A 22,220-nucleotide genomic window follows, 5' to 3' on the forward strand; every position below is an offset into this window, starting at 1 on the left:
CAATTCTTATTTCACAATAGAATACATCATTCATATTATCTATAAAGTTTACCTTTTTACAACATAACGCTGTTTCACAAGTAAAAATCGTATCTTCATATAAACACTCTTCTTGAAAGCGTATATTATTGTCTATAAAAAAGTTTTCTAAAATAACTTATTCGCCATAATATGAAAAAAATCCTCTTATTGGATTTATCAATTTATTTTTGAATTACATTAACGTATATAAGTTTCTTCTATATTAATCATAGAAAAATGGGACAAAATTGTCCCATCAATATTTAATACTAGCTCCAATTTTCAACAGATGAAAGACCATTTATCTACGCAGTAATTCGCTTGATTCATTTTTATTTAGACGATATAAATTTATCCCACTAATCATTAATACACTACCACTACTAAGCAGAAAGCACTTTAAACTATTGACTAAAATATCGGGTTGCATATTCATATGATAATATTGATAAAATACAATACTGCAAATAAAGTAACTGATTAAACTAAATATCGTCATAAATGTTAGATGAAAAATAATTTCAGTATTAAATACAAATCGTATATTCTTCTTAGTTAATCCATTTGCCTTGAGTAGCAATATTTCCAATTTGCGATTTGAAATGATGCGATTATATATTGCATAAAGCATTAATACAATAACGACAAGAATAATCCCTGTGTAAACAACTCCGATACGGCTTATACTGTGAACTGTTTCTTGTATCAACTCAATAGAGCTGCTCTGATTTTGCAGTTGAGCATTAGGATTCAAATTCCTGATATATTTCATCACGGCATCCACATTTTTCAAGTCATTAACATAAATAAGATAATCATTTAACACCCTATCACTCTCATTAAAGGGAATTAGTATAACATTTTTATTTGATTGATACAAGGAAGCATAGTCTTTTGGAATCTCACCAGATATCATCCATTCATAATCTATTCCATTCATTTGGATATTTAACTTACTATTAGAGTTAGTTAAATGTTGAATTGATTTACTAATATAAATACCATTCCCTGTAAGCATTTGCTCATTATAGAATTCGACAACCATCTCTTTTTCGATAAGTTCATTATCAATTTGGATTGAATGAACTATATATTGCTCATAAGGATATATTTTTGTCACACGACTATCATTTTCAATCTGATGATAAGTCTCTTTGGACCAATTTACATTCGCAGCCCGAATTTCGGTTAACCTCGAATCACCAAATGTCTTATCAATCATTATCTGATAGTCCTTGTTGAACCCTTGAAAAAAGACACAACTACCTAAAACCATTCCACTAAAGAAAAATCCGATCAAATAGAACTTGATATTCCGTTTTAATTGAGTAAGTGCATAAGTTAATAAGGGTTTATTGAGTTTCTGCTTTTTTTCAATTTTAATTTTATTGTTGTTATTATTTTGTATTTTTCCTGATACCAGTTTTATTTTCTTATCGTTTATTTCATAAACACAATCACTTTCATTCTTTAATTGTTCATCATGACTAACTGCCAATATCGTCATTTTTCCATAATTTAATATATCTTTTAATATATATATTAATTGTTGTCTATTTTCTTTGTCCAACGCACTTGTAGGTTCATCCAGTAGTAACAAATCTGGTTTTTTTGATAAAGCTAAAGCAATATTTAAACGCTGTCGTTCACCACCACTTATATTTTTAGGATATTTTTTTATGCTTAAATTTGATAGTCTTACTAACCTCAGATATGTGTGCATAGCCGTATCATCGATCGATTTACCGCTTAATTGAGCAAGCCATCGAAAGTTTTCTTCAATGGTCATATATTCTAAAATATTATTCTCTTGGAAAACATATCCAATATGTTGCCTTCTAAATAAAGATTTTTCTTCGTCATCTCTTAAATTAATTGGATATCCATTAAAATTATATTCTGTTTTATAATTTATTTTACTGATTAATCCCAAAACATACAATAAGCTGCTTTTACCAATGCCACTTTTACCGATTAAGCATGTCATTTTCCCTTGAGGTAAAGAAATTTTTGCGTCCTCCAATAAGGTTCTATTATAACAAATCGTGATATGATTGACTTCAATCATAATGGTCTTCTTTCTTTATTAAAGTTGGTAGATAACTCACCCATGGTAAAAGGATAGATAACCCCAATATAATAACTAACATGCCAAAATATAAATATTGATAATTATAAAAACGGTAAATGACATGAGCCGTAGTTAGCGCAAAATAAATAATATTACCAATCAAAAATGCTCCAATTGCGATGATTCCGATAAGTCCCACGACCGTTGCTTGATGATATTTCTTTCTAAGTTTATGGTTATATCCATATCCCGCTAATACTTCGTCTAATTGCTTATTCGCTTTGCGTAAATATAAACCATAAACAAAGGATAAGAGGATAGCGGTTATAATCAATATAACATCAGCTGTTATCATCATTTTTTCAGTATTCAAAATAGAATAGTCAATTTCAGTAAAATGACTTCTTAAATTAAAAACATCTAAATGCGAATTATATTGACTCATAAATTCTGTAAATTCCTCACTATCAAAGTTATCATCCACATAAGCAACATACGTATTAAATTTATATTCGGGACTTTCACTTTCAAAGATGGTATTTAAATAGTCAAAAGGAACATAAATATTATTCGATCCACCATAACTTACATGGGCCATATCCAATATCCCGGAAATTGGAAGTGTAATCGTACATTCTTGATAAAAATCTTTTTTTAACCCATTATCAGCATTTACTATCCCCGCTTCATCAGCAAAAGATATAGAATTATTATCTTTATAACCTACAGGGATCAAGACAGTATATTCAATCGTAGTCGGTTCATCAAGAGAACTAATTCCTAAACTTCTAGCAGCATCATAAGTAAGATAAACTCCATTGCTATTGTACGTTTGTCCTTGACATTTTTCGTCCATGTAGTCTTCTTGATAATACGGAAAAGTATTAAACTGTGGTGAATTTTTATCATATTTTTTTTCTATATTATTTATTTTAACTATATAGTTATCAGATAAATGATCCACAAATTCAGCATCACTATTAAGATATCGAATATTCATAGGTAATTGATAATATGGGTATAAAGCATTAATTGTTTTTACTTTATTTAATTGCTCAATAAATTCATCATTAAAAGGTGGATTATACTCTGAATAAGTGCTCTTTTGTTCAGGAACATACTTATTCGTAAGATAGTACTGATCATTCCCCAACAATGCATAAATGTGTTGGTTGTTTATAGTTTCCTGAGAACCGAATATAATACCTAATCCACATGCAATGACGATTACCATTGTAAACAGACAGTATAGATGAAGATTCCCTAATTTATGTTTCATACCTAATAATTGACATTTCATCATATGAAGAAATGTAATTTTCTTTCTTGATGGCATTATCTCCTGACCGCTATCTTCCCCCGCTTTTGTCACCTCCTCGACATGGCAATCTTTAATTTCATAAATACCATCGCAACGATCGACAACTTCTTGATCATGCGTAGCAAATAATATTGTCTTATTCTTATTTTTAGCTAAATATTCTAAAAGATTTAATACCTTATCTTTATTCAATCGATCTAAAGACGCTGTTAATTCATCACAAAGGATAATATCTGCACCACTCGCTATAGCTAACGCTAAATAAAAGCGCTGTTTTTGACCTGTAGATAAGTTGTCAGGATAAATACTTTCATCAATTTCTAAAGAAACCATCGATAAAACTTCTAATATATCCTTTCTCTGATAATTTGGGTGCATTAGCAACAAATGGTTATAGCAAGTCAATGAATCAATAAAAGCATAATCCTGCTTTATATAGAAAATATGCTGATATTTAAACATATCGATATATTGAGAATTCCGTTTTGTTAAATTCTCACCCCTGTAGATAAAACTTCCGATATTTTTCTTATTGACAGAGGCAATGGATTCCAAAATACTAGTTTTACCACATCCACTTGGGCCAACCAAAGAAATTAATTTCCCAGCATTTAAAACAAGACTACTTTTTTCTATTAACGGATATTCATACTCTATTGATAAGTCATGTATTTCAAGCATATTCATCTCTCCCTTAACTTCTTAATACATCCGCTATTTCTTTTTTCAAGCATTTTTGTACTGTATATATAGAAACAAAAATCATTAAAACAGATATATATAACATTCCCATTAATAATCCATATCCCGATAATATATTAGGTAAAAGCATTTCAACTCCTACAAAGACGATCCAACAACAACTTAAAAATGTACTTAACTCTAATAAAATCATTTTCATAATATCACCATTGGATAGTCCCATTGATTTTAAAATTTGAAACTCTTTATTTCTGTTTGAAAAAGATTTCGTATAAATTCCAACAATGACAAGTGAGGAAATACCAATAATAACAAAACTAAAAATACTGCTTAGTTTTGTCAATATATCCAAGTTGTCTTTGATTAAATTCAATTCTTGTGCCATCGGATAGACAAATATTCCATTCCCTAACTGAAGTAATTGTTTTTGAACCATAAATGTATTTTCAATACTATCAATGAATACAACCACTATATTTTGTGGATCTATAAAATTCTTTACTTTATCATAAGACACTACGATTGTACTTTTTTGATTTGAAACAGGATCTTGATAATCATTTGGAATATGACCAACAACAGGTAGCTCTATCTTTATTGTATCTTCTAACAAATAATAGTGTTGACTTGTGTTTGCTTCATCCTCTTTGACATAAACTCCGGAATCAGAGAATTGTCGTTGCTCTGGATATACGATTCTAGCAGTAATGACATCTTCTTTTCCATCTTCTACACGTATAACCTCAATGCCCTTATTGTAATAGCCACTTTCTATGTGATCAATCTCCAATATTTGGTCAAGCATAGAATAATCGATTGTATTTTCGCTATAAAGTACAATCCCATTATCTAACTGCTCATTCAAATTATTTATTTGACGGGTTATATAAAATTGAGAAAAATTCTTATTAAATAATACTGCACTGCAGACCAATAGGATTAAGCAAAATAATTTAACATATTCTTTAGTATGATGAAACAGATAGATGCGAATATATTCATAGATAAAGGATAATGGTGTTCGCTCTTTTTTTATTACTTCCGATGTATTTTCTACAATGACCTCATTGTTTGGTAAAATCTGACAATTCTTTATTTCATATAAATGGTCAGCGGCATTCCTTACCTCTTGAGAATGAGATGCCACAAGTACTGCAATTCCTCTTTTTACAGAAATCTCTTTTACTATTTTTATGATTGCGGCTTCATTTTCCCTGTCTAGGAAACTGGTAGGTTCATCTAGGATTAGAAGATTTGGTTCTTTAATAAGTGCAATGGCGATACATAATCGTTGTCTTTGTCCCCTGCTTAATTCACTTATTTTTTGCTTCAATGGAATATTTAAGCGAACATCTTGAAGCATATGCATAAATAATTCATCTGAATATGTTTTATGATGCAGGATAAAAGCTAACTTAAGATTATCATAAACAGTTGCATATTCTATTAAAGTATTCTCTTGAAATACAAAACTTATATTTTTTTTAATAAAAGTAGCCCGTTGTTCATGGGATAAGTCATTCAATTGAATTCCATCAAATGAATAATCGAACTCATCTTTCGTTTGTAATAAGCCAGCAATATATAACAATAGCGTTTTACCGCTTCCACTAGCTCCGTAAACAACATTCATGGCATGGTCATAGATTACAATGGAAGCATCATCTAAAATCGTTCTTTTCTTTTTAATGTGTATGTGATCAATCTTTATCATTGTTCTTTACCAATGAGTAACTAGATAAGTTTTGTATAATGACAAGTAACACTGACAATGGAATTATTCCAATCACAACAATCAATAACGATTTTAAATATAAACTATTAAAGTTCATAAATTTAAAGATTAAAGCAAAGATATTTGCTATAAATAAGAAAGTTAAACCAAATCCAATAGTCACTAATATATTAAACTTAATATCACTTGTTAAATATTTTTTGTATTCGTTCTTTGAGAAACCTAGCCGTAATAGAATAGATAGCATTTCTGATCTCTTAGATTTGTTAAAATGATTAATGACAAAACTAAATATTATAACTGCGAAAATAAAGACTAAACTAAAAGAATTAAAATACTGATCTAAAATATCCATATTCATTTTAGACGTATTCATCACTTCTCCTATGTTTAATAATCCATAATTCTCATTCATTGCTTTAAGGTCTTTTTCAATTGACTTTACGGACATATTCTTTTTTGTAAACAATGTATACGTATTATGTCTAAATGGTTCTAATATAATGCTAATATCTGTTTCTTGACCACTAAATCTAGCAAAACTACTATTGCATAATTCTGCCATCTTATCTGTATATCCCCATGAAATTACGTTTGAATAATAATCCGTGCGAGATGTCGTATCTATTCTAGGAATAATTTGTTGCGTATGAGCATTTAAGATTTCATTGTATCGTTCATGTTCAAGATAAAAAAGAAAATTTTTAGTAGGCTGAATATATTGACGATCTAATATTCCCCTTACTTTAAAAGTCATCATTTCGACATCATAAAGAATAAATTTTGAGGTTTCAAATAAAATTTCTGAAGTATTATGGTCTTTAGTTTGAAGCTGGACTCTTGCAGTGGGGACTAAAAAGTTCATCGTAACAGTAGTATTCTCATCCAAAGAGGCAATTCCTAATGCCGCGGCAAATGAGGCAGATAAGTAAATCCCATCCACATCTACTATTTGTGTACATTTATAATCTAAAGCAGATTCATCAAAATAAGGATAGATAGGTTCACTACTTATTCGTTTGGTATCTACTTCTTTTGTTATTGTTCTTTCTTCGTCGGCCTGGCTGACTGTATACCGATATAAAAAACTCCCATCTGTATTTTCTAAATCAACCAGTATGTTTGTTTCATTATCATCACTTTTGATATATGTTCTTCGATCAATATATGCTGATGCTGTCATAAAATTGGAAAATGGGTAATAACTCACTATATCTGGGTTACTATTCATATAACTCTCGACCTCATTTGTAGAAAATGGTAATATGTTATTATTTATCCATTGATCTTTACTCATTATATAGCTTTGTTCTCTACCAACCGTTTCTATAAGATCATTAAATCCTTCTGAATGTGTATATCCAACTTGAATACCAGTCAAACTTATACAAAGCATTAAGATAGAAAGCATCATTAAAATTAATTTTTTATTCGTCATATTTTTGTATTGTGGAAAAACTAAATTCTTAAAGAAGTTTCCACGAACAGGTCTTTGTGTAACTGGATGATCAACAACATGCTCTAATTTCTTTTCTTTTAAAATCAGTTCACCGTATTCGATTTGATATAAAGTATCACAAATTTCTTTCAATATTGGATCATGTGTTGCTACAATAATCATCTTGTTTTCTTCATGCGCTAATTTTTTAATTAAATCAGCAATTTTTATTGCGTTATCCTCATCTAATGAAGCTGTGACTTCATCTAGCACTAAAATATCAGCACGACTTAAATACATTAAAAGCAAAGAAAATCTTAACCTTTCCCCACCAGATAACATATTTGGATAAGCCGTTAATTCAAAATCAATCAAAAATTGATTTAACAAAGTATCCTTTAACTCTTGATGATGACAAAGTAATTCAATATGTTGCTGACATGTTAGTTCGTTAAGCAAATTTTCCTGCTGACTCAAATAAGCAATGTGTTCTTGTCTAAAACGATCATAATCCTCTATCTTTTGATGATTATACAAGTATGTAAAATCACCATGATTATTGGATAAAGCTACACAATCTAAAAAACAGCTTTTACCACTTCCACTTTCCCCAGTTATTCCATAAATATTTCCATAATTAAAGGTGATTTCATCAACTTTCAAGATGGGTGAATCAAATTTTATTTCTAAATCTTTTATTGTTAGCATATCCCTTTCCCCCTTATGCTACTTTCAAATAAAGTTACAACAATAATATGTATTAGTACAATCGTCCTAAAATATTCTCCCCAAACTTATTATACTTATTAAATATATCGTAACAGTTTTAGAAATATAATACAATATAATTTAATTTTAATACATTTGTTAGAATAATTATAAAATTAATCATTGTTTAAAAAAATATGATAAATTCAATTATTCTTCTAATTGAGATAAAAAACATTATTATGCAGCGATGATTAGCATATAACAAAAAAATGGGACAAAATTGTCCCATCGTGATTTAATCAAATATATTTTATACTAATCTTCAATCTCCAACAGATTGATTGCATCAATTTTTTCCATCAATTCATTCTGCTTATCTTCAAACAATAACTGCTTATTATGTTCATAATACTTCTGACATCCATGAGAATAAATATATTTAGAAATCCCTTTATTAATTGTCATTTCAGTGACTAAAATCAGCATTTCCTGTCCTTCCACAAAAACTTCTTCAAAGAATTCAAAGGTACGATTTAAAGCATTTTGAGCCGTTTCATCCTCTTTTTTCAGTTCTCCCAATTCTTTTTGCAATACGCCTTTTACTAAACTAGCCGGTTTTTCCTGACGATCACTTAATTTCAGGGTCTCAACGATGGTATTGAGTAAAGCAATGGCATGGTACACTTGTGCTTGATATTCACTAGAGAGTGCATTCCCTGATTCTTTTTGGTTTAATTCTGTCTTTAATTCGGATATCTTCGTTGTAATATTTGAAATATACTCTTCTTTTGTATTGCTGATAGCTTGAATTTGTTTTATTTCCCCCATTACTTTTCTTAACGCATCTTCTAATTCCACCGTTTTAGAGATCGTATCGTCCAATTGAGACATAATCAATGAAATCAGAGATAATCTCTCATCAAATTTTGCGTTTTTAGCACGCAGTTTAATATCATTCGTACTTGTTCCATCAAGGATTGCATCCACCTTATAATCTGCTTGATATTTATGGAATAATTGATAATAATGGGCAAAATCTTTCGCAATCATTTCATCTTGAATGTATTGAGCAATCAAATTATAATCCACCTCGATGTTGTTCATCTCATAAAGAATGATCATCTGACTTAAATCATCCCAACCTCTGGCAGTAACAAAACTTTTTCCATCCACAGTCGTTGATATACTATAGAAATTATTTGACTTGATACTCAAATATGAAGTGACTACAGGATGCACATTTGTATTAACAGCAAATTCTTTCCAAATTTCATAATCTGCTTCTACCTCAATCTTTTTAAGACGGTCCCACATTGCAATATCAAATTCTTTAACGGAATTGTTGTATTCAGGGGGATTCCCTGCGGTTACGACGATCCATCCCTCAGGTACTTGATGTCTGCCAAACGTCTTATATTGTAAAAACTGCAGCATTGAAGGGGCCAATGTTTCTGAGATACAGTTAATCTCATCAAGGAATAAAATACCACTGTCTTTATGTGTTGCTTCCATTGCTTCATAAATAGATGCAATGATTTCACTCATCGTATATTCTGAAACATGGTACTCCTCATCTCCATATTTTTTATCCACAATAAAAGGCAATCCCAAGGCACTTTGACGGGTATGATGTGTCATGGAATAAGAAACTAAGGCAATATCCAATTCCTGAGCAATCTGTTCCATAATCGCTGTTTTTCCAATACCCGGTGCTCCTACTAAGAAAACGGGTCTTTGCTTGCTGACAGGAATTAAGGCATTCCCAAATTCATCTTTTGTCGAATAGGCTATAATCGCATTCTTTATCTGCTGTTTTGCTTCTTTTATATTCATTACTTTTCCTCCACCATCTGTTCATTTATTATTTCATCTTCATCTAATATATATTTAATTGCCCATGAAGGAACTTTAGCGTCCACTAAATTCCCTTTGTCTAAAAAGACAAAAGCGGTTAAATAATCCGGTTGTTTCTTCGGATAATTCCCATCTCCATCGGTAAAATAAATAAGTCCTTCCAAATCCGTAAATTCCTTCTTCATGATTAACTCATCCACATAATTAAAGACCGGTCTAAAGTCGGTTCCCCCTAATCCATGTATTTCAATATTTTGAATATAATGATCAAAATCCGATAAACTTGTAATCTTTTGGTCATGCTGGATTTGAGCATCACACTGAATAATATGGATATTAAATTTATTAAAGAAGTTCTCTCTTTGCTGGAAGATATTATACGTTTTCTGCAAGAAAGATTGTACGATCTCACCAGAAACCGATCCCGATGTATCAATTGCGATCACAAAATCGCGAATGCTCTTTGTCTCTTTGTACTCTAAAGATTCAATCAACGGCATGTTTTTATATAGCTGCAATCCATAAGTATAAAAGACATAGTCAAATTCTTCATCATTGATCATCTGCTTTTCACCGGTTGTCATAAACTTTCTTAAAAAAGTTGTATAATTATATTTTTCTCTGTTTAAACGAGCTAAAGACTGCACCATTGAACTGGCTTGTTCCCCATATTCTTTAGAAAAAGTTTCCAGATCCGTCTCAATCTTTTCTGAGATTTCTTTCCATTCTTTCATAGAATCTTTAATCTTAATAATTTCCTGATCACTTAACTCATCGTTTGGTTTATTCTGATCATCAGATTCCTCACGATCCTGCTTTGATTCATCATCCGGATCATCAGATTCATGTGACGCATTGTCAAACCGATTTCTACCGGATTTAGTTGGATCATCCTTAGATTCTTCCCCATATAAATTTGTCGAACTGTTTGTGATATCACGAATCGAATACCAGCGTGAATGATCATCAAAATAAAATAAATCACTTAGCCATTTTATTTGATCCGAGTTAAGTTCATCTTGTAAATAATGGTAAACTTTTTGTGCCGTTAAAAGATTAATCTTACTTTTCAGCTTATCAATTTCTTTATTCATTTCTTCACTGTTAGCAATCTCCATGCAATCGAGATTCAACTCAATAATCATATTTTCTACAGCGATATCACACGCCAAATTCCATAGTTGGCGATTGCAGTTAAATGTTAAGTATTGATGTCTAAAAACGGAGTGAAGCACAATATGTAAATATCCGCGTGTTAGTGAATTCGGATTATTCTTGAATGTCTTAATCAAATAAATAGGATCATAGTATAAGTAGATGCCATCGCATTCAATAGAGGTAGAATTCGGTACAAAAATATACTTTGCTAAAGCAATATCCATGAATCTGAGGTGCATTGTAATCTGACTGATTAAGTTTTTAAATATTTCATTACATATATCAATTAATTCATTATCCATATTTTCCACCTTACTTTATCTCAATTTATTTACTGCTAAGCAAAACTAGCGTTATTGTATCATACTTTTTTCACATAAAAGAAATTTTTTATAATATGAAATTAATTTCTGTAAACAAAAAATGGCATCACTGCCATTTAAAACATATTCATCAGCTCATCTTCTAAATTACTTAATAGAGATTCCCTTTGACTTTCTTTATTTTTGTATTCCATTAATTTTACTTTTTGATCACGATCCGTAATACTATCAAAATAAGGCTGTAAGTCTCCCGAAGTAATAACCCCAATCTCTAATGCTTGATTTAAAGGGGCGTATCGCTTTTCACTAATCAGAAATTCAAGCAGTTCTATTTTATGTTCACGACAGGCATGTTCATAATTTTCTTTTTGGCTTCCGGTATGTCTTGAATAAGTTTCTAAGAAATTTACTAATAAAATGAGTTTAGCATAGGGCTTCCATTCTGTTAAGTTTAAATTTGGAAGATAGGAATTGATAAATTTATAGCTTTCATCTTCTTTTCTTCTAAAACTAAGCATCCAGTTACTATCAAAGTAAACAGGTTTTAAAAACAAAGTATCATTGGACTCAAAAGTTAACGTACTACGTGTCAGAAATGCATTTTCTCCCACTTCTTTTAAATTTTCAGATATTATGATGTTCTTTAAATTCACACAGTTAATAAATGCTTTCTTCCCAATAGTGGTGAGGCTTTCGGGTATCATAACCGCTTTTAAACTGACACATTCCTCAAAGGCATTCTCACCGATATTCAATAATGATGCCGGTAATTGAATGGATTCTAAATTCGTACAGAAAGCAAAAGCACTATGATCAATAGATTGAATCGAATCAGGAAGATAAATATTCTTTAAACGCTCACATTTGTAAAACGTACTTTTCCCAATCGATTTAACGGACTCAGGAATCGTAATTGTTTCCAGCCTTTTGCAGCATGAAAAAGCCCCACCGCCAATTAATGTCACCGATTCGGGAATTTCAATGGATACCAATTTTTCACAGCCATAAAAAGCATGTGTTCCAATTGATGTTACATGTTCAGAAATGACTACAGTCTCTAAATTCTCGCAGCCATAAAAAGCAAAATCCTGAATTGATGTCACCGATTCGGGAATCACGATATTTGCATCAGTTCCATAATATTTACTTAGATTACCGTTGGATATACTAAATTCTTCCATATTGTACTTCCTTTTCTTGCTTTATTTATATCATTTTTATTCTAACATATTTAGCTCAAAGGATACATCCATTATTTTAGCTAATCATTAATATTTTCAACGCACCATATTACAAAAATACATATCATTTTATTTAGTAAAACTATATCTGCGAAGATTTCTTTATACCCTTCTCTCCAAAATTAAAAGAAATCGCAATCTTCTAAATTGCGAAATCTCCATTTTCAAAAATAATAACTTCTTTTCCTTCTTTTGTATGTCCTATAATTTTTGTATCCTTAGCACCAATCATGAAATCAACATGAACACTGGAATAGTTTAAATGCTTTGCTTCCCAGTCTGATGGATCTTGACTTGTCACTCCTACAGTATTTGGAAATCCTTTTCCTAAAGCGATATGGCAAGAAGCATTTTCATCGATCAACGTATTAAAATAAACCAGTCCGCTTTCACTAATCGGTGAATGATAAGGAACTAACGCAACTTCTCCTAAATAGCTGCTTCCTTCATCTTGATCGATTATGTCTTTAAGCAGTTCTTCTCCCTTTTCAGCATGGACTTCAACTACTTTTCCATTTTCAAAACGAATTGAAAACTGATCGACAATTTTCCCTCCCAACATCAGTGGCTTTGTGGAATAGACAATACCATTCGTACGATATTTATCCGGTGATGTACACACTTCTTCTGTTGGAATATTAGGAGAATATTTAATTTCTTTTGAATCTTCTTTCTTTTTAGACCCCCAACTATAATCTTCATGGAACCCAAAGGTAATATCCGTCCCATTACTTGATGTCATGTGAATAGAATCCAAATGAAATTCATCTAATTTTTCTGTCAATCTCTGACGGTGTTTTGCATTTTCTCGCCAGTTGTCATTAGCGTCACTCGTTTCATCAACATAAGCTAATTTAAATAATAATGCCCAAAATTCATCTAATACTTTGTCTTTATTCACATCTGGCATAATGGCTTCCGCCCATTTTTGATTCGGTACTGCGGCGATACACCACTGTACATGATCCGTCGCAATACGACCACGAATAACATTTCTTAGATCATTGGTAAAGGTCTGCAAAGCGCCTGCCTTGCTTGCATTCATATCCGACATTAAATAAGGCTGCGGAGAAGTCAGCATTAGCGAACACGCTCCTTGTCTCAAATAATAGTCTAAACTTTCTTTCTGCCAATCCAGCACTTCGCTTATTTTTTCTTCACAAAGATGATTCGCTCTAATCTTTTGATACACTGGATCATTGTAATGACAAATTACATCCCCTGCCCCTGCTTCAAACGCTTTTTCACTCACCAGCCTTGCAAATTCTGCACAGTCAATCGGTGACTCAATAATCAATGTTTGATCGACCTGTAAGTTGACCCCGGTTCTTACTAATAAATCTGCATATTTTTCCATCAATACTTTATTCATCATATCCCCACTTTCTAATATCAGTATACACGTTTTGTCTCAATAGAGTAAGCCCTAGAACGCCTCTATAATTCTAACCACTTTATTTTTAACGATCACCTCATCCTCTTCACTCATCCATTCAATGGGCACTATTCCATATCCTTCGATAAGAATCTGATCGTTATATGCTTTATATCTGATCTCCATTGATCCATCTTCCCTTTCTACATACTTAATAGAAACAATAAAGTCATTCACAAAAAATTCATTTGGATTTAATGGCTTATTTTTTATATCAGCGGCATCTGCAAAACTTTGGGAAATAGTATGTCTTGATTGTGCAAATACGTGTTGAATATCGATTATCGTATTTTCTTCTAATGGTTGAAAAATAATAGAATGGCTAATCAGTCGATCATTAAGTCGATAATCATCCTGAGTCATTTTTATCGGAATTTCTTCTCCCACAATTTCCTGCATAAGGGTAACATCAGGGAAGCTTTCTAATGCGTTATCCAATGTTATTTCTCGGTTTATATGATAAAAAGATCCGGGAATCAAGTAAATCAATAGAAATATAATCAGCGTCCAAACAATTTTCGGTAGTTTTTTTCTTTCGTCCACCTTTCCTGTAGGCACTTCTTTATATATGAAGTAAATAATCACCATATAACATACCAGAGGGATAATGACTAAAGACGTTGATAACAGAAAATAAAATCCAATATAAAGAAACACCCATAATAATAGCTTGAAAATCCATTTTTTCATACAACGTTTATATAAATAACCGCTGACTATCGATAAACAGATGAAAAGCAGTCCAAATATCATATTAGCATTCATCAAAATCTCTCCTCTTTTTTATTATAACATAATCTCCTTGCTCATTTTTCTCATTTATTAAGAAGAAATGTTTTATCCATTGATAAGTTCTTCTCACATCACGTTTCTTTTTTCTACATGACATAATGAAAAAGATATCAACCTTTTTTCATTCATTGTATTTAATCATCATTTTCATATAATGGAAGCAAGGAGAAAACAATCAGTTAGACAACTAATAACCCCGATGATAAAATAGAAATCTTCTCTTTTTTACTTATTGCTCAAAGGTAAGAGAGACTATACAATTAAAACTTCCAAAAATTTCATTCGTCTTATCATTAGTTTATTGGTGGTATATTGTTTAATTGTGTTTATCTCCTTAATATAAGTTTTTATAACGGCTTAAAGGCTGTTTTTTATTCTTATTAAATATGGATTTTTAATATGCTGTCTGCTTTCAATATAAAAAAGTTTATTGCGTACCCATGTGCCTTCACGAATGATTTTCTTCATAGAAAAAACGATTAAGATAAATAATTTCTTAATCGTTTTCGTGGATTCTCTAATTTCCATATACAGTGATCATATTTTGTATTCTTTGTTTCATTTTTGTACGGATATGCAAAGGTTCTAAACATTCACATTTATCACCAAAACCTAAAAGAATATCGTAATGATAATCATTTTCTACAAACGGGAAACGAACAATATAATGCTCATCACCATCTGGGCAAAAACATTCATAAGAGCAATAATCAAGGACTCTGTCTAACACTGACTTGTGAATACGAATTTTGATTTCAATTTGCATACTAGCCAACATATCATCAAATTCTAACTGTGGTTTTTGATAATCTCGAGGTGTAAAAGCTTTCTCTAATAACCGCAAGTTAGCGATACGGGAGAGTCGGAATAAACGAAAATCATTTCTTTTATAACAATACCCTTGAACATACCAATGATTGCTTTTTAATACAAGCTGATACGGTTCAACGGTACGCACTGTTTTATTTCCATGGTGAGCGATATATACAAAGGAAATCACTCTTTTTTCTTCTAAAGCAGTTTTGATCATTTCTAAATAGGATTGTATACTGCTGTTTCCCATCCATGGATTTAGATCGATATGTATTTGATTTGTTTTTAATTCAACATCCTCTGCTTGATCAACAGGAATCAAGCTTTTCACCTTTATAAGAGCGTTTCTTAGTTCATCGTCTCGTATCATATTAGAAAGACTGGAAAGCCCCATCAAGATAGCAGAGAGATCAGCCATCGAAAATACTTGTTTATCCAGCTTATATTTAGGCATGATTTCAAAACCTCCGCCTACTCCCGATATTGCCCGAATTGGAATCCCGGCACGATCGATGGCATCGATATCACGATAGATTGTACGCAGTGAAACTTCAAACATATCTGCTAACTGCTGTGCACTTATGCGCTTTTTATCAAGCAGGATGATTATAATACTGATGAGCCTGTCTACTTTCATGGAATTCCCCTTTAAAATTTATTGATTTTATTATATATTGCTGCCATAATGCTGTCAACAATCGCATGATATACTTAAAATGTAAAGAAGGAGGAGAAGAGAATGCAAAAAAAGGCTTTAGTCATTATTGATATTCAAAATGACATAACCAAGAATTACAAAGATATTATTGAGAACATTAATAAAGCGATTGATTGGGCGGTTAATCAACATTTTCATGTGATTTATATACGACATGAAAACTTATCCGCCGGTACAAGAACATTTAAACCCGATACCCAAGGGGCCAAACTAGTTCCGGATCTAAAAATAGTATCCGAAAATATTTTCACAAAATATAAGGGGAATGCCTTAACTAGTGAAGCATTCGTTGATTATATCCACAAAAATGAAATATCTGATTTTTACATTACCGGAGCAGATGCGGTCGCTTGTGTGAAATCAACTTGTTATAACTTACGTAAAGCGAATTATACAGTTAATGTCTTATCGGATTGCATTACCAGCTATGACAAAAGGAAATTAGATGAGATGCTGAAATATTATGAAAGTAAAGGCTGCAAGATTATAAGTTTAAGTGCTCTCTTGCAATAATTTTTCAACAAAACCAGATGGCAACATACATAAACAATATATAGATTAAACACTAAAAATGACTGATGTGTAAGTAAACCTTACATTTATCAGTCTTTTCTTTTACGAAGTCACACTCACTGATAAATATTATTTATATGTATAACCATAACACGTATCTTATAACGATAAGAAAATATTAAAAATTGACAGTCTGCTATTTTTATCAAAAGAGCTAAACTGTCAATAGATATACTTACATGCGTTTTATATAATTTATTTATTCTTTTGATGCATTTTGTTTGTTTGAGATCATGACAAATGGCATCCATAAAACGGTCAATCCAACAATTTCAATTGCTGTAAAGATAGCTGCTTTGATCCCACCACCTGTGGCTAAAAATTGATATAAGATTGGTGGTGTTACCCAAGGTGCAGATAAACATACTCTTTCAATAATTCCCATATCCATCAAAATGTATGACAATGCCGCTAAAATAGTAGGTCCGGCAATGAACGGTAACATGTAGACAGGGTTCATAACAATAGGTACCCCAAAAATAACAGGTTCATTAATTTCAAATAATCCTGGTGCAATTGAGATTCCGATGACTGTACGTTCTGCTTGTACTTTACCAAAGATCAATACGGCAATGATTAATCCTAATGTTGATCCTGATCCACCGATAACAGAAAAGACACCTACTCCATGCACAACATTTGGGATTTCAGTTCCGGTTTTCCCTGCTTCATAGGCTTGTGTATTTTCAAGTAATAAAGGAGTAAAGATGGGTGTTGTTACTGATCCAACAATGTTTGCCCCATGTAATCCAAATACCCATAAGAAGTTGATTAAGAAATAAACTAAAACAGCTGTTCCTAAAGTATCCGCTACACTGTTTAATGGTGCGGATACGAATTTCTGTACGATTGTCCATAAGTCCATTCCTGATAACTTATCGATATAAACTCCGGTTGCCACCACCAAAATAACCGTGATGATAGCTGGAATCAGAACGGAAAATGACCCCGCTACTGCTGGTGGTACTCCATCTGGCAACGTGATTTTTAATTTATCGTTTCTTGATAATCTGACAAAAATTTCTGAGACAATCATGGTTAAGATCATTCCGACAAACATTCCCCCAGAGTCCAGTTTGTTCGCTGCTAATCCACCGCTGGCTACATCTGCTGTTAATACATCTACATTCGTTGCTTCTTCAGCCCATTTGTAGCTGTTCGTTAATGTTTGCACTGCCGGCGCTAATCCTAAATAGCAAGTCAATCCAACAACTGAAGTGGCAATCCCATCTCCGTTTAATCCTTTTGCCATTTGATATCCTAATGTCACCACAAGTAATACTGCCATCATATTGATTGACCCTTTATTGACAGCGGTCATAACGTCTTGAATACCTGTTGTTTTGATAAAGTTGGTATATCCTTCTTGTATGGAAACGATATTCAACCCATTCTTTGCGAATACTCCTTGAATGTTGTTGATCAATACTGCAATCGCACCAACGATTGTAACTGGCATGATAACAACGAAGGCATCCCTGATTGCAACTAAGTGTCTTTGAGACCCGATTCTAGCTGCAAGAGGGACAAATTTTTCTTCTAAAAATTTCATTATGTTTTCCTCCCCTTATATATGACGTGTCTCTTCATGTTTTCACTCCCTTTTGAGACGTTTTTTCATCATCAGTGTCATTATACAAGTTCACTGTTTAGATAAAATAAGTAGGAAAAGATATGTATTTTTTTCTCACTATTTAATATTAATTCAATCTTTTTCAAGTTAAAATTTTATCAAAATTAAATAAAAATAAAGAAAGTCTTATTAAATTGATTAAGTTAGAAAAAATAGGATTTAAAGTAGTTGGCGTTAGAGACGTATATGCCCCAGGTTTTAGGGGGGAGGTTTTAAAAGAGACCATTTAGTATTATATAAATTAAGAGATAATAGGAAGCTAAAAATTATAATCAAATTATGCTTTAGAGATTTATGTTTAGTAGAGTGCTTGTTGTTAGTATTCTCTATTAAAATTAAATTTAATTGATGAAGAGAAACGAAAAAATAATTTTAAATGCAAACTGCCTCCAAAATGAGATTTTATTATCTTTCGGAGACAGCTTTATTATATGAAATATATGTTCAAATTTAAATCATAGTAAGCATTATAGGTTCTTTAATGAGTATCTCAAGAAAGGTGCGTAAGTAAACTATCACTACCTTAGATATTCCTCAATCCCAAACGTAAATTTATCGTTTATCATGAGCTGATTTAATACTTGTGAGAAAATACGAACAGTTTCATTATCTCATTTGTTTTCAGGTTCTATACAACGAAGATATAATAATTTAAAGATGGAATTTTCATACGGAAAGATACCAATAGGATCAATTTAAAGAAGACTTAAGTTGATTCTTTTTATTTAATTATCCTTGACATGGGTACACTTTAAAGCTCCCAGTTGATCTCATTGGTCTAATCGATAATTATAATATTAGAATGCTATAATGATATAATACGATCACACTTATTAGCAACATATAAATCATGAGTGACAATAATAATTGTTTTCCCATCACGATTTAATTCTTTTAATAAAGATAAAATAACTTCACGATTTTCTTCATCCAACGAACCAGTTGGCTCATCAGCCAAAATTAATTGACCTTGTTTTAAAATTAACCTTGCAATAGCAACCCTTTGTTGTTCTCCACCACTTAGACTACTGACTTTTGTATGTAGTTCATGCTGTATATTAACACGTTGAAGAACATTATTTATCTCCTCAATTTTTTCTTTTTTATTAAGATTTTTAAATTCCAACCCTATCAACAAATTATTTAGAATAGATTCATCATCAATTAATGCAAAATTTTGAAACAAATAACTAATATGATTTCTAATTAATAAAGTTGCTTCTTTTGAATTTGGTTTGACATTCAATTGATCATAAAACCAATAATTTCCTTCATCAAAATTTTCAATTAATCCTATAATGTTAAGCAAAGTTGTTTTTCCGGTACCACTTTTACCAGTAACAGCAATCATTTCTCCCTCGGACACTGTAAAATTCATATTATCAATAATCTTCCGATTATTAAATGTTTTTGTCAATCCGTTAATTCTAATTATTTCCATAATGATCTCCTTTTAATAAGTTATTAAGGGATTTCTTTTCTATTAATTTGATATTGCCAACTAAGAAGAGAACATCTACTATAATCAGCGGTATAAAAGCTAAATAAACATACGAACTTCCCTTAATTAAATGAAACTGATCAGTTATACTTGGAGTTAGAAAATTATAAGTTGCAACTAAAAAAGCTATTGATGCGACCATATCTAATAATAGTGTTTTGATAATATATTTTTTTAATGAATGCACCAAAGTAAATCCATTAAGCTTCTTTATTGCTATAGTTTTCAGATTATTCTTAATATATAATTTAGTAGATTGAATTACTATTATGATATAAACAATTAAAAGTAGAACTAACATTGGAGTATAGAATTGCAAGGTGTAATCTATCATGTCAATTTGTGAAACAAATGGCTGCGATAGTCCCCCTAGGTTAAGCGTTGTTGAATGCTCAGTAAGATTACTTTTAAAAATAGACTCTATATTCATATTTGCCATTTCGATAGTATCATTATTAAGTGGGATTTTCAAACGAGAATTAGTACCCGTTGCAAAAATATTAGTAAGATATCTATTTAAAATATTTTGGCTTGTAATCACATTAAACACAGGTGAAAATATATTGTATTTTCCATCTTCATTTAGATTAACATTAAATGAAAAAAATTTGTTATTAACTCTATCATCATAGATTATAAATTTAAAATTAAAATCATCAAAAGTTTTACCGTCCGAAATAATTGCATCCGCCATATGGAATTTTAATATATAAGGGTAATTTTGCAATTCTACTTTCGAATATGGCAATAAAAATATTAAATCACTATTTTGATCATCAAATATAATATCTTCTCCATTTATATCCTTCAAATTTAGAGCTTTTAAATAGTTAGTATTTATAGTGGAGTAATAAAATTTTATATCTCGATTGAACTCCTCCACTTCTAAAAAATCATTTTTCTCCACCTCTAAGATACTTTGATCATTAAAAAAGAAATTCTGCGTTTCTAATATAGAATTATATATATATAAACTTCCTTTGGAAAATAAATCTTTATGAATGCCTCTAAGTTCTTTTTCACTTGCATCAAATAAAGCTGTAAAGTTTGTTGTTTTAATCTCAATTGGGATTGCATAATCCTTATAATTAACCCAAGATGATATTACTTTTCTAAATTCATAGGCTCTACTAAGATTACTTATAATTACTCCACTAAACATAAAACAACAGATTAAAATTATTATCTTTAATACATAATTAAATTTTTCTATCAATCGCTTACCATAATTTCCCTTAAGAATTTCAATCAAAGTAAACTTTGACAAGATAAAATAAGAAATAAAAGATAATGCAATTATCAAAAAAAACATAGAAAAAATATATTTTAAAATGTTAAACCAAAATTGAATATCTGCATTTTTAACAAAAAATGCCATTATACCTAATCCAAAACTAGCTGTAAGCAATGTAGTTAAATATATCGGCATCATAATTTTTTCAAAAATATAATTTTTATCAAAACCATTTAATTTTAGTACACCTATTTTTTTGGAGTTCGAGCATGTATAATAAAACACTATAATACAAAAAGTTAACAAAGAAACAGCAACTAAACTGAAAGCCAGTATATTAAGTGGATTATTTTCATTAATATGAATAGGATTTATTGTCATTTCATTACGGGTAATGTTGAGACTCTGTGCTAATTCATCAAAAAAGTGGTTAGCCAAATTTAAATCTTTAAATTCTATCGTTATATTATTGTTTAATTCATAATTTTTTAGATAGTAATCAAATGTTCCGATAACCACTTGATCATCGGCGAACACATCCTTAATAATACCAATTTGTCTCGTACTATCAGAACTTTCAGTAGATATAAAATATTCTCCATTCATTGTTTTAGTTGTTAAATCATTGCCCACTACTTGATACGGTTTATAATAATCATTAGTTATGAAAGAAGCAATAACTCTTGTCGAACCTTTTTCTGATGTATTAAGAATTTTATAAAGATTAGCATCATACTTAACCGCAATATTTTTGCATATCTCTATTAGTTTTTCATCTTCAATTCTTAGAGTATCTACAAAAGTAATTGAAATTGTATTATCAGTATACAATTTCTGCCACTTTAGTTTATCGTTATTTTTTTGTATAAATGTAAAACATCCAACACAGATACTGACTAAAATAAAAGTTATTATACAAATTTTTTTCTTCATAGTATTCTCCTAT

Annotated in this window: 14 protein-coding genes; 1 reads left to right on the top strand and 13 read right to left on the bottom strand. The window is 30.8% G+C overall.

Annotated elements, in window-relative coordinates; genetic code table 11:
* Window positions 1-322: 322 nt before the first annotated feature.
* The 10 genes from BN1225_RS04195 to BN1225_RS04240 all read right to left on the bottom strand — a co-directional run bounded on the left by BN1225_RS04195 (window position 323) and on the right by BN1225_RS04240 (window position 16,252).
* Window positions 323-2,089 (bottom strand): ABC transporter ATP-binding protein, encoded by a 1,767-nt coding sequence (locus tag BN1225_RS04195; RefSeq protein WP_041138575.1) that lies wholly within the window; start codon window positions 2,087-2,089, stop codon window positions 323-325.
* Window positions 2,082-4,094: an ATP-binding cassette domain-containing protein gene (locus tag BN1225_RS04200; protein ID WP_041138576.1), complete on the bottom strand. Its 2,013-nt coding sequence runs from the start codon at window positions 4,092-4,094 to the stop codon at window positions 2,082-2,084. Before BN1225_RS04200 ends, BN1225_RS04195 begins: the two co-directional genes overlap by 8 nt.
* Window positions 4,095-4,107: 13 nt before the next feature.
* Window positions 4,108-5,829, bottom strand: a complete 1,722-nt coding sequence (locus tag BN1225_RS04205; RefSeq protein ID WP_041138577.1) for an ABC transporter ATP-binding protein/permease — start codon at window positions 5,827-5,829, stop codon at window positions 4,108-4,110.
* A complete protein-coding gene (locus BN1225_RS04210; RefSeq protein ID WP_041138578.1) occupies window positions 5,816-7,996 on the bottom strand; it encodes an ATP-binding cassette domain-containing protein in 2,181 nt (726 codons plus the stop codon). Before BN1225_RS04210 ends, BN1225_RS04205 begins: the two co-directional genes overlap by 14 nt.
* Before the next feature lie 318 nt (window positions 7,997-8,314).
* Window positions 8,315-9,832 (bottom strand): ATP-binding protein, encoded by a 1,518-nt coding sequence (locus tag BN1225_RS04215; protein WP_041138579.1) that lies wholly within the window; start codon window positions 9,830-9,832, stop codon window positions 8,315-8,317.
* Window positions 9,832-11,313: a vWA domain-containing protein gene (locus BN1225_RS04220; RefSeq protein WP_052466328.1), complete on the bottom strand. Its 1,482-nt coding sequence runs from the start codon at window positions 11,311-11,313 to the stop codon at window positions 9,832-9,834. Before BN1225_RS04220 ends, BN1225_RS04215 begins: the two co-directional genes overlap by 1 nt.
* 137 nt (window positions 11,314-11,450) lie before the next feature.
* Window positions 11,451-12,515 (bottom strand): leucine-rich repeat domain-containing protein, encoded by a 1,065-nt coding sequence (locus BN1225_RS14020; RefSeq protein ID WP_052466329.1) that lies wholly within the window; start codon window positions 12,513-12,515, stop codon window positions 11,451-11,453.
* Between the two features lie 202 nt (window positions 12,516-12,717).
* Window positions 12,718-13,950: an aminopeptidase gene (locus tag BN1225_RS04230; RefSeq protein ID WP_041138580.1), complete on the bottom strand. Its 1,233-nt coding sequence runs from the start codon at window positions 13,948-13,950 to the stop codon at window positions 12,718-12,720.
* A gap of 51 nt (window positions 13,951-14,001) precedes the next feature.
* Window positions 14,002-14,775 (bottom strand): hypothetical protein, encoded by a 774-nt coding sequence (locus BN1225_RS04235; protein ID WP_041138581.1) that lies wholly within the window; start codon window positions 14,773-14,775, stop codon window positions 14,002-14,004.
* Between the two features lie 544 nt (window positions 14,776-15,319).
* Window positions 15,320-16,252: a helix-turn-helix transcriptional regulator gene (locus tag BN1225_RS04240; RefSeq protein ID WP_041138582.1), complete on the bottom strand. Its 933-nt coding sequence runs from the start codon at window positions 16,250-16,252 to the stop codon at window positions 15,320-15,322.
* 102 nt (window positions 16,253-16,354) lie between these two features.
* Here BN1225_RS04240 and BN1225_RS04245 point away from each other — a divergent pair, with 102 nt between their 5' ends.
* Window positions 16,355-16,846, top strand: coding sequence for a cysteine hydrolase family protein (locus tag BN1225_RS04245; protein WP_041138583.1), 492 nt, complete (start codon window positions 16,355-16,357; stop codon window positions 16,844-16,846).
* 259 nt (window positions 16,847-17,105) lie between these two features.
* Here BN1225_RS04245 and BN1225_RS04250 read toward each other — a convergent pair whose 3' ends face one another.
* The 3 genes from BN1225_RS04250 to BN1225_RS04260 form a co-directional block, all read right to left on the bottom strand.
* Window positions 17,106-18,458 (bottom strand): PTS sugar transporter subunit IIC, encoded by a 1,353-nt coding sequence (locus BN1225_RS04250; protein ID WP_041138584.1) that lies wholly within the window; start codon window positions 18,456-18,458, stop codon window positions 17,106-17,108.
* An 886-nt stretch (window positions 18,459-19,344) separates the two neighbouring features.
* Entirely contained in the window at window positions 19,345-19,980 is a 636-nt protein-coding gene (locus BN1225_RS04255; protein WP_197066532.1) for an ABC transporter ATP-binding protein, read from the bottom strand.
* Window positions 19,967-22,207: a hypothetical protein gene (locus tag BN1225_RS04260; protein WP_041138585.1), complete on the bottom strand. Its 2,241-nt coding sequence runs from the start codon at window positions 22,205-22,207 to the stop codon at window positions 19,967-19,969. The genes BN1225_RS04255 and BN1225_RS04260 overlap by 14 nt, the downstream gene beginning before the upstream one ends.
* Between the last annotated feature and the right edge of the window lie 13 nt (window positions 22,208-22,220).

Origin of the sequence: Beduini massiliensis (assembly GCF_000829905.1) — a bacterium.
Taxonomy (GTDB): domain Bacteria; phylum Bacillota_I; class Bacilli_A; order Erysipelotrichales; family Coprobacillaceae; genus Beduini; species Beduini massiliensis.